Annotated in this window: 11 protein-coding genes; 5 read left to right on the top strand and 6 right to left on the bottom strand. The window is 65.4% G+C overall.

Going from position 1 to position 12,416, the window contains the following annotated elements; translation table 11 throughout:
- Positions 1–37 precede the first annotated feature (37 nt).
- The 3 genes from ACP97_RS04925 to ACP97_RS04915 all read left to right on the top strand — a co-directional run bounded on the left by ACP97_RS04925 (position 38) and on the right by ACP97_RS04915 (position 3,798).
- Positions 38–526: a J domain-containing protein gene (locus ACP97_RS04925; RefSeq protein ID WP_049996722.1), complete on the top strand. Its 489-nt coding sequence runs from the start codon at positions 38–40 to the stop codon at positions 524–526.
- 106 nt (positions 527–632) lie between these two features.
- Positions 633–2,231, top strand: a complete 1,599-nt coding sequence (locus tag ACP97_RS04920; RefSeq protein WP_049996721.1) for a GTPBP1 family GTP-binding protein — start codon at positions 633–635, stop codon at positions 2,229–2,231.
- A 226-nt stretch (positions 2,232–2,457) separates the two neighbouring features.
- Positions 2,458–3,798, top strand: coding sequence for a TIGR00341 family protein (locus tag ACP97_RS04915; RefSeq protein WP_049996720.1), 1,341 nt, complete (start codon positions 2,458–2,460; stop codon positions 3,796–3,798).
- 193 nt (positions 3,799–3,991) lie between these two features.
- Here the strand turns inward: ACP97_RS04915 and ACP97_RS04910 are convergent, their stop codons facing one another.
- The 4 genes from ACP97_RS04910 to ACP97_RS04895 are packed head-to-tail and all read right to left on the bottom strand — an operon-like array spanning position 3,992 to position 6,460.
- Positions 3,992–4,666: an HAD family hydrolase gene (locus ACP97_RS04910; RefSeq protein ID WP_049996719.1), complete on the bottom strand. Its 675-nt coding sequence runs from the start codon at positions 4,664–4,666 to the stop codon at positions 3,992–3,994.
- 30 nt (positions 4,667–4,696) lie between these two features.
- Entirely contained in the window at positions 4,697–5,176 is a 480-nt protein-coding gene (locus ACP97_RS04905) for a hypothetical protein (protein WP_049996718.1), read from the bottom strand.
- Positions 5,173–6,105 (bottom strand): methenyltetrahydromethanopterin cyclohydrolase, encoded by a 933-nt coding sequence (gene mch, locus ACP97_RS04900; protein WP_049996717.1) that lies wholly within the window; start codon positions 6,103–6,105, stop codon positions 5,173–5,175. Before mch ends, ACP97_RS04905 begins: the two co-directional genes overlap by 4 nt.
- 40 nt (positions 6,106–6,145) lie before the next feature.
- Positions 6,146–6,460, bottom strand: coding sequence for an MTH1187 family thiamine-binding protein (locus ACP97_RS04895; protein WP_049996716.1), 315 nt, complete (start codon positions 6,458–6,460; stop codon positions 6,146–6,148).
- 84 nt (positions 6,461–6,544) lie between these two features.
- On the opposite strand from ACP97_RS04895, the gene ACP97_RS04890 reads away from it, so the two are divergent.
- Positions 6,545–7,912 carry an NAD(P)/FAD-dependent oxidoreductase gene (locus tag ACP97_RS04890; RefSeq protein WP_049996715.1) on the top strand — a complete coding sequence of 456 codons (1,368 nt, stop codon included), beginning with the start codon at positions 6,545–6,547 and terminating at the stop codon, positions 7,910–7,912.
- Positions 7,913–8,078: 166 nt separating this feature from the next.
- On the opposite strand, the gene gnd is transcribed toward ACP97_RS04890, so the two are convergent.
- Both gnd and ACP97_RS04880 read right to left on the bottom strand, forming a co-directional pair.
- Positions 8,079–8,975, bottom strand: a complete 897-nt coding sequence (gene gnd, locus ACP97_RS04885) for a phosphogluconate dehydrogenase (NAD(+)-dependent, decarboxylating) (RefSeq protein ID WP_049996714.1) — start codon at positions 8,973–8,975, stop codon at positions 8,079–8,081.
- A gap of 42 nt (positions 8,976–9,017) precedes the next feature.
- Positions 9,018–9,302 carry a hypothetical protein gene (locus ACP97_RS04880; RefSeq protein WP_049996713.1) on the bottom strand — a complete coding sequence of 95 codons (285 nt, stop codon included), beginning with the start codon at positions 9,300–9,302 and terminating at the stop codon, positions 9,018–9,020.
- A gap of 198 nt (positions 9,303–9,500) precedes the next feature.
- On the opposite strand from ACP97_RS04880, the gene ACP97_RS04875 reads away from it, so the two are divergent.
- The gene (locus ACP97_RS04875; RefSeq protein ID WP_049996712.1) at positions 9,501–12,122 is read left to right on the top strand and encodes a valine--tRNA ligase; all 2,622 of its coding nucleotides are present in this window, start codon (positions 9,501–9,503) and stop codon (positions 12,120–12,122) included.
- The last annotated feature ends 294 nt before the right edge of the window (positions 12,123–12,416 follow it).

The raw sequence follows: 12,416 nt of genomic DNA, 5'->3' as shown, positions 1-12,416 counted from the left end.
GCGAGGGGTTTAGGCTGCTCGACTCGTAACGACGACCGTGCCCCGGTCGCAGCTCGTCATCGCGCTCGCGTCGGTGTTCGCCGGGCTGACAGTCGTGCTCGCCGTGCTCGGATTCGTCCACAGTCCGGTGGCGCTCGCCGTCGCGCTTCCTTTCGGTGTCGTGACCTACGTGCTCTGGTATCACGCGAGCGGGCGGCTCCGCGAGCGCGTCAGGCGAGAAGCCCGCGCCGGACGGCGAACCACGACCGAGCGCGGCGGGTTCGGCGCGGGACCGCGCGAGGACTGGACCGGCCCGCGGGGCGGTGGCGGTTTTCGGGACACACGACAGCGCCGCGGTGCGCGACGGACGACCGGCCCATCGGCACGGGATGCCTACCGAACGCTCGGTCTCGACCCCGACGCCGACGAGTCCGCCATCAGACGGGCCTACCGCGAGAAGGTGAAGGAGGTCCATCCCGACACCGAAGACGGCTCCGAACGGCGGTTCAAGCGGGTGAACGAGGCCTACGAGCGCCTCTCGGAGTGAGTGTCGAGTCGGCGAAATCCGGCATCGTTGGAGTCGACGAACACTCGAAAACCGTGCGGTATGCCGGGGAGAGAAAGTTTTTGCGCACGGCACGCCACCACTCGGCATGGTCGCTGACCGGGCCGTCCTCGAACGGGCGCTCGCGGCGGGCGAGCGCGAGGGCGGCAGCGTCGAGTTCAAAGAACGGCTCACCGAAGACCTCCATCTCGCCGACGGTAGATTAGAGAGTCTCGCGGCCCAACTCCGCCACCGAGTGCTCTCGGGCGACGGCGAAGCCACCTACGTCGTCGGCGTCACCGATGATGGGGGGCTCGCGGGCATCTCTCCCGACGAGTTCTCCGAGTCGATGGACGTCCTTTCCTTGCTGTGCGAGGAGGCCGACGCCCACATCGAGGCGGTCGACACGTGGGGCATCGAGGAGGGCCTCGTCGGCGTCGCCACCATCGGGGAGGGCGCGATGTTGGAAGACGACGGCCACATCGTCGTCGGCACCGCCGGCCACGTCGACCACGGCAAGAGCACGCTCGTCGGGTCGCTCGTCACCGGCCAGCCCGACGACGGCAACGGCGGCACGCGGAGCTTTCTGGACGTCCAGCCCCACGAGATCGAGCGCGGTCTCTCGGCTGACCTTTCGTACGCCGTCTATGGCTTTCGGGACGGCGAACCGGTGCGCACGCACAACCCCAATCGAAAGGCCGACCGCGCGGAGGTCGTCGAGGAGGCCGACAGGCTGGTCTCGTTCGTCGATACGGTGGGCCACGAGCCGTGGCTGCGCACCACGATTCGCGGACTGGTCGGCCAGAAACTCGACTACGGACTCCTCACTGTGGCCGCCGACGACGGTCCCACCAAGACCACCCGCGAACATCTCGGCGTGCTGCTCGCCACTGACCTCCCGACGGTCGTCGCCATCACCAAGACCGACATGGTCGACGACGAGCGCGTCGCGGAGGTCGAAAGCGAGGTCGAGCGCCTCCTGCGGGACGTCGGCAAGACGCCGCTTCGCATCGACCGCCACGGCGTCGAGGCGGCCATCGACGAGATCGGCGACACCGTGGTGCCGATTTTGCGCACGAGCGCGGTCACGATGCGTGGGTTGGACGCCCTCGACGAACTGTTCGAGCGCCTGCCGAAGACCAGCACCGAGCAGGGCGAGTTCTCGATGTATGTCGACCGCAGCTACAAGGTCACCGGCGTCGGCGCGGTCGCCTCCGGTACTATTCGCTCCGGAACCGTCGAAGCGGGCGACGAACTCCTCCTCGGCCCGTTCCGCGATGGCACCTTCCACGAGGTCGAAGCGCGATCGATCGAGATGCACTACCACCGCGTCGACCGCGCGAAAGCCGGGCGCATCGTGGGCATCGCGCTGAAAGGCGTTCGGGAGGCCGATCTGGAGCGCGGGATGGTGCTCCTGCCGCGGGAGGCCAACCCCACACCAGTCAGGGAGTTCGACGCCGAGGTGATGGTGCTCAATCATCCCACCAGAATCGACGACGGCTACGAACCGGTCGTCCACCTCGAAACCGTGAGCGAGGCTGCCGCCTTCCACCCCGAGGGCGGCCAGTTGCTGCCGGGCGACACCGGAAAGACGAGAGTCCGATTCAAGTTCCGACCCTATCTCGTCGAGGAGGGTCAGCGGTTCGTCTTCCGCGAGGGCCGGTCCAAAGGTGTCGGCACCGTAACGAGCGTGACACCCACGGGATAGCTACCGAAACCAGTGAAATCGTCGTTGCGCCGACGTCACGAGCTTCCTGCTCATCGAAACCACTGAAACCGGCGTGTTGCAGAGCTGTTCTATTAGCAAGAACGCTCGTCGCTATCGTCGCGCTGTTCGTCGCTTACTCCCTGCGGCGTCCGATATCTCCCGAGGAGCCACTGAGTCCGTCGATTTCACCCATCTAGTTTATCGTGTCATATCTCCTGAGCCACATATGCGTCTCGTACAGGTACTGATTCCGGAGGGTCAGAAAGAAGGCGTCCTTGCGACGTTGGACACACAGGGAATCGACTACGCGGTGTTCGACGAAATCGGGCGGGGTGACTTCGAGGCGATGGTCCAGTTCCCCGTTCCGCCGAGCGGCGTCGAACCGATACTCGAGACACTGACGGATGCGGGAATAGAAGGCGACTCGTATACCATCGTCTTACCGACCGAAACCGTCGTCTCACAGCGTCTCTCCGCACTGGTCGAGCGGTTCCCCGGACTCCGCATCTCGCGCGAGGAACTGTACGCACGTGCGCAGGATCTCGCGCCAGCGAACTCCACCTTCTTCGCGTTTCTCCTCTTGAGCACGATCATCGCGACCACGGGACTGTTGCTCGACTCGGCCGCCACCATCATCGGCGCGATGGTCGTTGCACCGTTGATGGGACCAGCCATCTCGGCGAGTGTCGGGACGATTCTCGACGACCAACGGATGACTTCCCGCGGTGTTGCGCTTCAGGTGACCGGACTGCTCGCTGCCATCGCTACCGCCGCGGTCATGGGCTGGTTGCTGCAACAGACCATCCTCATCGCCCCCGATCTCGACATCCGGACGATTCCGCAGGTCGCCGAACGGACGAGTCCGAACTTCCTCTCGCTCTTTCTCGCCCTCGGGTCCGGTCTCGCGGGGGCTATCAGCATCATGCGAGGGGCTGGGTCGGCACTCGTGGGCGTAGCTATCGCCGTGGCACTCATCCCGCCGGCAGCGACGTCGGGTCTCGGTCTCGCTTTCGGACTTCCGGGCGTCGCCATCGCCGCCGCCGTGCTCGTTCTCGTGAACCTGCTCGCCATCAACCTCTCTGCGCTCATTCTGTTTTACCTGTCCGGGTTCAAGCCCCTCGACGCCGGCAAGTTCGAGGGCGTCAAAGCATCCGTGGTCTCCCGTATCGTCGTCATCGCCATCGGAATCGCGGTCCTCTCTATCGTCCTCGGTGCCGTCACCTGGACGACCTTCCAGACGCAATCGTTCGAACAGCAGACGAAGGAGGAACTCCACCAACAGTTCACCCAAGCGGACTTCGAAGACGTCGAGTTGGTCAAAACGACCGTCGATTACGAACCAGTCGACATACTCCTCGGCAACGAACCGGAAGTCAGCGTTCTGGTCGGAACCCCACGCGACCGAACAGTACCGTCTAACCTCGCACAACAACTCGATGATCGCCTCACTGGGCAGTTGGGCCGAGGGGTCGTGGTCCGCGTTGGCTTCATCGAAGAACAGGTCTCGGAAGGGGAGTCGACGAACCCGTACCGCGGTGGATTAGGTGAATCTCAGGGATCGTTGTAGAATCACGTGACCTGATACGGTCGTCGGATGGTTGCTGGGACCATCGGTGGCGGAGTGGTTCGAATGGGTAGATTCGATGTATGCATCGAGTTATACCCGGTGTCGGTGACCGATATACGCCCTGTCTCTCGTCAGGTGCTTCTGACGGTCGCCGGAAGAGAGATACACAACTTAGAACGCTATTCCCGATCCCTCAGCTTCGCCACGGCGGTGTCGCCAACTCCTCCATCGTTTTCAAAGTATGGTCGGGTACCGGGTCCGGCGTTGAGCCGTCGTCGAGCCACACACTTTTGAGACCGGCCGCCTGCGCGCCGGCGACATCGGAGGAAAGCGAGTTGCCGATGTGGACGGCTGATTCCGGTCGCCCGCCGAGCACGTCCAGCGCCCGGTAGAACGGTGCGGGGTCGGGCTTTGCGGGGGCGTCGTAGCCCGCGTGGATCACGGTCTCGAAAGCGTCGTCGAGACCGAGTGCGGCGAGCTTTTGCGATTGCATCTCCGGTGGGCCGTTCGTCACCACGCCCACCCGATGGTCGTCAGAGAGCGCCGCGACCGCCTCACGCGCACCGGGCAGCGCGCGGACGTTCCGGTGGTCGCGCTCGGCGGTGTAGGCATTTGCGAGCGCGCGACCGAGGTTCGGGTCGCGGCCCTGCCCGTCGGCGATGGCGGCGAAACACTCCGTGCGGAGGTCGTCGATGGAGTCGGTGGTTTCGGCGAACTCGGCGTAGCGGGCGTAGTAGTCCTCGATGGTGAAAAACGGTTCCACGCCGTGCCCTTCGAACGCGAGCGCGAGCAGTTCGTCGCCCGATCGGCGGTACTCACAGAGCGTGTCGTCGATGTCGAACAACACTGTCTCGACTGAATCTGTCATTAAGCGATGAAGGTGCTACGGGACCAAAAGTCAGACGACACGGTATCCGTCATCGACCCGCTCGGCGAGATCGAACAGCACTAACCAGCCGAGCAGTCGCCGGACGCGCTCGCGCCAGTGATCCTCCCAGTCTGGCCGCCGATGGCGCTCCCAGTTCGGTATGTGGCTCCGAAATCCTTCGAAGGCTTCCGTTTCGTCAAGCGGTTCGTCATCCGGGAGACCATCGAGCAGCGTGTCGGCCCCGAAGACACCCTCACGAAACGCCGTCGCGAGTTCCTCTCGATTGGGGTCGCGCCGCAGTCGCCGGTAGCCCGAATCGGTCTCCGCAGCGAGGCCGAGCGCCCGGAGGAACGTGATCCACTCACGGGCGTCGTCGCGCGCGGCGAGGTCCGTTCGGTCGAGCAGGCGCGCACAGCAGTCGTTTTCGCTCCCGGGAACCAGCGGCAGTGCGCGCTGGGCCTCGTCGAGAAATTCTATCCCTCGGGGTTCGGGAACGGCTTTGAGCTTCACAGGTCGAACGAGTCGGCGAGCAGTCCCTCGTTCGTCTCGCCGAGGACGTGCGTCGACCCGCCCACGACGTCGACGGTGAGCTGGGCCGGCGCGAAGAGTTCGCTGGGAAGGTCCGTGAGCGACCAGCCGACGCTTTCGAAGATCTGCTCGAAGGGCGTGCCGTACTCGTCGGTCGCGGTCGACGGTAGCTCGTCGAAACGATCGAACTCCTCGGCGACGGTCATGTGGACCCGTCCGCCGTAGGCGAGCGCGTCGTTCGTCCGGCCCAGCGCACTCGCCTCGCTCTCGCCCACCGGGGCGAGCGGTGCGCTCGCGCTCACAGAGCGGATGTCGAGCGGGTCGTAGCCCAGATCGGTCAGTCGCACGGCCGCGAGTTCGCCCGCCCGCGCGGCGACGGTGAGGCTGCCCGCGAGGCTCGCGGTCGGTGTCGTCGGCAGGAATAGTGAATTCGGCTCGATACCGGCCCGGTCGGCGATCTCGGCGGCGGCCGCTTCGGTGGGTGACTCGTCGGCCTCAACGGCCAGCACGCCGAAGTCGAACTCGTCGGCGTAGCCCACCCGCGAGAAGATCTCCATCTCGGCGGCCAGCGCCCGCGCAGGGCCGCCGCCCAGTCCCTCGAACTCCTCCCTTTGAATCTCCCAGTCGGCCGTCTGCGAGCAGAGCAGCGCGAGCGCCGGGCGGTCGGTCGTGAGTTCCACCTGGGGGATGGGGGCGTCGGCGACCGTATCCATCCGCGTCTGGACGGTCGCGAGCCCCGCGGTCTGGATTTCGGCCAGCAGCAGGCCCGCCTCGACGCCGCCCGGCACGCGATGCCCGAAATCGAGCACCGTGGCTCCGTTGTCGAGTTCCCGGACGTCGATCGCGAGTTCGTCGGTGAAGTCGATGGCCTCCTCGATCAGTTCGAGCGCCATCCGATTGAGACTGTCCATGGCTGTGATTCGTGCGGTCGGTAAACGGTCCGTCGGTTCGTCACTCGTGATTGCTGCTCGCTTCCCGGCCGAGTTCGTCCTCGACGGCGGTGACTTTCTCGTCCGCCGCATCGTCGCTCGCGCGCTTGTCGTCGATTTTCAGAACGGTGCTCACCCGGTCGCCGTCGACGGCCTCGTGGGCGGCCTGTGCAGCGCCAAAGAGTTCGCTCGGTTCGTCGGCCTCGATTACCGTGCCCATCGGGTTCGTCTCGTAGCGCACGTCGAACTCGTCGAGCGCGCCGACGGCTTTGGCGACCTCGCCGGCCATGCTCCCTTCCCGTACGGGCGCAACACTGAGCAGTGCAACGACGGTCATGGTGGATCGAGGGGAGCCACCCACCTAACGCTGTGGGCCGCCGACGAACACAAGCTACATTCGCCTCGGCCGGAAATTTGCGCCATGATCGGCATCGTCGGCGGCGGCATCGCGGGACTCGCCGCGGCCTATCGCCTTCAGCAGGAGGGCCACGAAGTCAGGATTTTCGAGGCCAGCGAGGACATCGGTGGTCTCGCCGCGACCTACGAAACAGCGGGCGATCGCATCGAGAAGTTCTATCACCACCTCTCGAAATCAGAGGAGACGATCGTCGAACTCGCCGAGGAGCTGGGTCTCGGCGACGCGCTCGAATGGCGCGTCGGCAAAAATGGCTACTACGTCGATGGCACCCTTCATCCGATGGACACGCCGTGGCAGATCCTCGCCTATCCGCATCTGAGTCTCTACGATACGTTCCGCCTCGGAATGTTGACCCTCGACATCGATGTGCGCGGCGGCGTGCCGAAGTTCGACAGCTACGAGGACCTTCGAGATTTCGAAGACGTCCCGATCAAGCAGTTCGTCCTTGACCACACCACGCGCGGCGTCTACGAGAAGTTCTTCGAACCCCTGCTCGAAGCGAAGTTCGGCTCGCGAAAAGACGACGTGAGCGCGGCGTGGCTGCTCGGACGCATCAAGTTCCGCGGCGAACGCGACCTCCTCCGGGGCGAGATTTTGGGCTACTTCGACGGCGGCTTTCATCGACTCATCGACGCGCTCGTCGCCGCGGTCGACCGCGAGAACATTCAAACCGGTGCGCGCGTCACGGACCTCGATACGACTGGTGGCGAGGTCGAATCACTCACGGTCACGACCGACGCGGGAACCGAAACCCACGCGGTCGACGAGGTCGTCGTCGCGGCGATGCCCAACGTGCTGGAGGACCTCACGGGCTATTCCTGTGAAATCGACTTCCAGGGCACGGTCTGCTCGGTGATCTCGCTCTCCGAGTCGCTGATGGACACCTACTGGCTCAACATCGCCGACGAGGCCCCTTTCGGCGCGCTCATCGAACACACGAGCTTCGTGCCCGCGACGCGCTACGGCGGCGAACACCTGCTCTACGCGGTGAGCTACGTTCAGGATCCCGAAGAAGAGGTATGGCGGATGAGCGACGAAGCCGTCGAGGCGACCTGGCTCGCGGGCATCGAGAGTTTCTTTCCCGACTTCGATCGCAGCAGCGTCAACTGGATCGAAACGGCCAGAAACCCCCGCACTGCGCCGGTCTACGAGCGCGGCTATCTCGACATGGTGATCCCCTACGATCTCGCTGACGATGTCGCCGACGGGGTCTACTACGCTGGAATGGCGAGTCGCGCCCAGTACCCCGAACGAAGCCTGAACGGCGGGATCCGCGCCGGCTTCGCCTGTGCCGACCGCATCGCTGAAAAAGACGAACTCGAACAGCGCCAAGCGGCCACGGCCGTCGGTGACGGCGGCCGGCGTGACTGAAGGCGGCTGCGGCAGCGGACGGCTGCGGTGGCGGTCGCGGTTTCCTGGCGTCTGCGATCGCTTCGCGACCGCAGGCTCAGGAGAGCCGTGCTCTCCTGGAGGATGAAGGGCGAAACCACGAACGCAGTGAGTGGTTGAGGGCTTCGGCGGTGCTGCTGTGTTGCGTTTATTCCTCGCGGGCGACCTCGTGACGACCGAAGCCGTAGCGCAGGCGGTTGGCGAGCCGGCGGGCGAAGCGGCCGTTCGAGCGGGATCCGAACCGTTCGGCGAGCGCGGTGTAGATGAGCGGGACGGGAATCTCTTGGGAGAGCGCTTCCTGGACGGTCCACGTCCCCGTCGAACCGCCCGCGACGTGGTCGGCGACGGTATCCAGGTCGGTGCCCTCCTCGGCGAAGGCCTCCTCGCAGAGTTCGAGCAGCCACGAGCGGATCACCGCTCCGTTGTTCCACGTGCGCGCGACCGATTCGAGGTCGAGATCGTATCGACCATTGTGAAGTAGTTCGAACCCCTCACCGTAGGCCGCCATCAGCGCGTACTCGACGCCGTTGTGGATCATCTTCACGTAGTGGCCCGACCCTGCGGGACCCATCCTGTCGTGGCCTGCTGGTCCAGTCGCTACGGCGTCGAACACCGGCGAGAGTTCCCCATAGGCCCACTCGGGCCCGCCGATCATCAGCGAGAAACCGACCTCCGCGCCCGCCGGTCCACCCGAGGTCCCGCAGTCGAGATACGCCGCCGGAGTCGATTCGGCCCGACGGACAGACGCCTCGAAGTGAGAGTTGCCGCCGTCGACCACGACATCGTCGCCGTCGAGGTGGGGTTCGAGATCGGCGAGCACGGCATCGATGGCGTCGCCGGCGGGCACCATCAGCCAGATCCGCTTGTGCTCGCCGAGTTTTTCGGCGAGCTCCGGCACGGAGTCGGCCGGTTCGGCACCGACCTCGGCGGCGGCCGCGACCGCTTGCTCGTCCGTGTCGAAGGCGACCACCTCGTGACCGGCATCGAGTGCGCGCCCGGCGACGATCCGCCCCATCCGTCCGAGTCCGACGACGCCCAGTTGCATACCCCTCCCTCCGCGGGCGCGCAGGTAGGGGTTGTGGTTCCGCTATCCGGGCGGTTCGTCGTCCGGCGCGAACGAGTCGTCGAATCCGAGTGCAGCGTCGCCCTCGACGGCCATGCGCTGCAGCCTGCGCCGTTCGGCGGAATCGAGTTCGTGGCTTCTCCGGGTGGTCGGCAACAGGTCCTCGACGGTCGTTCCGTGATGGCCCGCGACCCGTTCGACGAACTCGCCGTCCTGCATGCGCTGAAGGCCGTGCCAGAGCCCCAAGAACAGCAGCGACGGCGCGACACAGACGAACGCGCCGACCAGCACGCGAAAGAGTAAATTCATAACTATTGATAGCGTTTGACAAACATGTCGTTGACGGTTCCGGCGAGATGGTCGCGGCCTCGGTGAGGTCCAAGGAACGCGAACGTTTATCCGACCGACTCGCGTGCATGGGTTATGGACGCGATGGCAGCGGTAGTACGTCGCTGATCGACTCGTCGTTTCGACACCGTTACTTGACCGGCCGCAGGCATTCTCACCATGACAGAGCTATCCGAGAGCTACGACCCAACCACCCTCGAGGCCAAGTGGCGCGAGGAGTGGGCCGATTCCGAGCTGTACCGCTACGATGACGACGAAACCAGCGATAGTGACACGCAGTACGTCATCGACACGCCGCCGCCGTATCCCACGGGAGATTTCCACATCGGGAACGCGCTCGGCTGGTGTTACATGGACTTCGCCGCCCGGTATCACCGCCTGCGGGGCGAGAACGTCTCCTTCCCACAGGGCTGGGACTGCCACGGGCTCCCCACCGAGGTGAAGGTCGAGGAGAACCAAGGCATCCGGCGGACGGACGTCTCGCGTGAGGAGTTCCGGGAGCTCTGCATCGAGCACACCGAGGGCCAGATCGACGCGATGAAGGAGACGATGCAGCGTCTGGGCTTCTCTCAGGACTGGGAACAGGAGTTCCGGACGATGGACCCCGACTACTGGGCGAAGACCCAGCGTTCGTTCGTCGAGATGGCCGACAAGGGCTACGTCCACCGCGACGAGCACCCCGTCAACTGGTGTCCGCGCTGCGAGACGGCCATCGCCGACGCCGAAGTCGAGAACGTCGATAGCCAGGGGACGCTCGCGACCGTTCGATTTCCTGGTATCGAAAACGACGACATCGAAATCGCTACCACGCGACCGGAACTGCTCGCGGCCTGCGTCGGCATGGCGGTCGATCCCGACGACGAGCGCTACGCCGACCGCATCGGCGACAGTTTCGAGGTGCCACTCTTCGAGCAGGAGGTCGAACTGATCGCCGACGAGGCCGTCGACGGCGAGTTCGGAACGGGGGCGGTGATGATCTGCACCTTCGGCGACAAGCAGGACGTCGATTGGTGGGCCGAGTACGACCTCGATCTGCGACCTGTAGTGACCGAGGACGGCCGCCTCGACGAGAGCGTCCCGGAGTTCGGCGGACTCGACCTCGACGAGGCGAAGGCGGAGATCACCACTGCACTCCAGAAAGAGGGTTATCTCGAGGGTGAGGAGCCGATCGAGCAGTCGGTGGGGGCGTGCTGGCGGTGTGACACACCCATCGAGATCCTCTCGAAGGAGCAGTGGTTCGTCCGCGTCGACCAGGAGGAGATCCTCTCGAAGGCCCGCGAGATCGAGTGGATCCCCGAGCACATGTACGGCCGGCTGGAGGAGTGGACCGAGGGGATGGACTGGGACTGGGTGATCTCGCGCCAGCGCGTGTTCGCCACCCCGATCCCGGCGTGGTCGTGCGACGACTGCGGCCACTGGCACGTCGCCACCCCCGACGAGCTACCCGTGGAGCCGACCGAGGACGACCCCGCCATCGACTGTCCGGAGTGTGGCGCGAGCGAGTGGACCGGCGAGACCGACGTGATGGACACCTGGATGGACTCGTCGATCTCGGCGCTCCACGCGGCTGGCTGGCCCGACGAACCCTTCGAGCCGGTCCAGCTCCGCGAGCAGGGCCACGACATCATCCGGACGTGGGCGTTCTACACGATCCTCCGAACGGCGGCGCTCGAAGACGAGAAGCCGTGGGAGGAGGCGCTGATCAACGGGATGGTCCTGGGGACCGATGGCAACAAGATGAGCAAGTCGAAGGACAACTCGGTCGCGCCGATCGACGTCGTCGAGGAGCAGTCAGCCGATGCCTTCCGGCAGGCGATCGCACTCGGCGGCCAGCCCGGCTCGGACATCCAGTTCCAGCACAAGGAGGTGACGAGCGCCTCGCGGTTCCTCACGAAGCTCTGGAACATCACGCGCTTCGCGAGCGACCACCTCGACGATGCCGACGGAACGGAACCCGCATACACCGACACCGACCGCTGGATCCGCTCGAACTGTGCGCGCATCGCCGACGACGTGGCCGCCGACATGGACGAGCATCGGTTCGATCGAGCGCTCAGGACGGTTCGAGAGTTCGTCTGGCACGATCTCGCCGACGACTACCTCGAACTGATCAAGGGGCGGCTCTACGAGGGGAGTCCCGAAGAGCAAGCCGCGGCCCGGCAAACGCTCTCCACAGTTTTGTCGGCGTCGATCCGCATGCTCGCACCCTTCTCGCCGTTCCTCGCCGAGGAGACCTATCGCCACCTGCCCGGAACCTCGGGAAGCGTTCACGCGGCCGGGTGGCCCGAACTCGATGCCGAGGACGAGAGCCGGGAGGCTCGTGGCGAGCGCATCGCGGCGGTAGCGAGCGCGGTCCGGGCGTGGAAGTCGGAGGCCGGGATGGCGCTCAACGCCGACCTCGATCGCGTCGAGATCTATCCCGACGACGGTACTGAGGAGTTCGACACCGGCGACCTGCGCGCGACGGTCAACGCCCCGATCGAGATCGAAGCGGGCGAGCCAGACATCGAGATGGTCCCGGTGGACGTCGACCCGGACCACAGCACGATCGGGCCTGAGTTCCGCGAGCAGGCCGGTGCTGTCGTCGGCGCACTCGAAAGCGCCGACCCCGCCGACATCGCCGCACAGAAGCGCGGACAGGGTGAAATCGAACTCGACACCAACGGAGAGGTCGTCGTGCTCGGCGGTGACGCGGTCGAAATCCGTCACGAGCAGCGTGCGGCCGGCGAGACCGTCGAGGTGCTCGACGTCGATGGCGCGACGGTGCTCGTCTTCCCCTGAATTGGCTGCTGTCGAGGCGGCCAGCGGTCGGCGGTGCGGTTTCTGGTGGATGAAGGGCGAACGAGCGAACGCAGTGAGCGAGTGAGGGGTTCTACGGTGCTGTGCGGTGGCGGGAGGTCATTCTGTCCGTGCGAACGAAGTGAGCGCGGTTCGCCGCTCGCGCGGTTTGCGAGCGGGAGTTTTTGGACCAGATTTTTGCGAGTAGCGAGGGACCGGAGGTCCCTCGTACCGTGCGAACGGGCGGCTTCACCGCCCGTGAGCAGAGGGTTGAGCGCGCCGCAGGCGCGTGATGTC

It is taken from the genome of Halococcus sediminicola (assembly GCF_000755245.1).
GTDB lineage: Archaea > Halobacteriota > Halobacteria > Halobacteriales > Halococcaceae > Halococcus > Halococcus sediminicola.
The sequence above is the reverse complement of the archived record's forward strand: the minus strand, read 5'-3'. Positions and strand labels throughout refer to the sequence as shown.

Excerpts from the sequence above, each read along its gene's own strand:
- ACP97_RS04920 (WP_049996721.1), top strand. The coding sequence starts at position 633 with ATGGTCGCTGACCGGGCCGTCCTCGAACGGGCGCTCGCGGCGGGCGAG.
- ACP97_RS04915 (WP_049996720.1), top strand. The coding sequence starts at position 2,458 with ATGCGTCTCGTACAGGTACTGATTCCGGAGGGTCAGAAAGAAGGCGTC.
- ACP97_RS04910 (WP_049996719.1), bottom strand. The coding sequence starts at position 4,666 with ATGACAGATTCAGTCGAGACAGTGTTGTTCGACATCGACGACACGCTC.
- mch (WP_049996717.1), bottom strand. The coding sequence starts at position 6,105 with ATGGACAGTCTCAATCGGATGGCGCTCGAACTGATCGAGGAGGCCATC.
- ACP97_RS04895 (WP_049996716.1), bottom strand. The coding sequence starts at position 6,460 with ATGACCGTCGTTGCACTGCTCAGTGTTGCGCCCGTACGGGAAGGGAGC.
- ACP97_RS04890 (WP_049996715.1), top strand. The coding sequence starts at position 6,545 with ATGATCGGCATCGTCGGCGGCGGCATCGCGGGACTCGCCGCGGCCTAT.
- gnd (WP_049996714.1), bottom strand. The coding sequence starts at position 8,975 with ATGCAACTGGGCGTCGTCGGACTCGGACGGATGGGGCGGATCGTCGCC.
- ACP97_RS04880 (WP_049996713.1), bottom strand. The coding sequence starts at position 9,302 with ATGAATTTACTCTTTCGCGTGCTGGTCGGCGCGTTCGTCTGTGTCGCG.
- ACP97_RS04875 (WP_049996712.1), top strand. The coding sequence starts at position 9,501 with ATGACAGAGCTATCCGAGAGCTACGACCCAACCACCCTCGAGGCCAAG.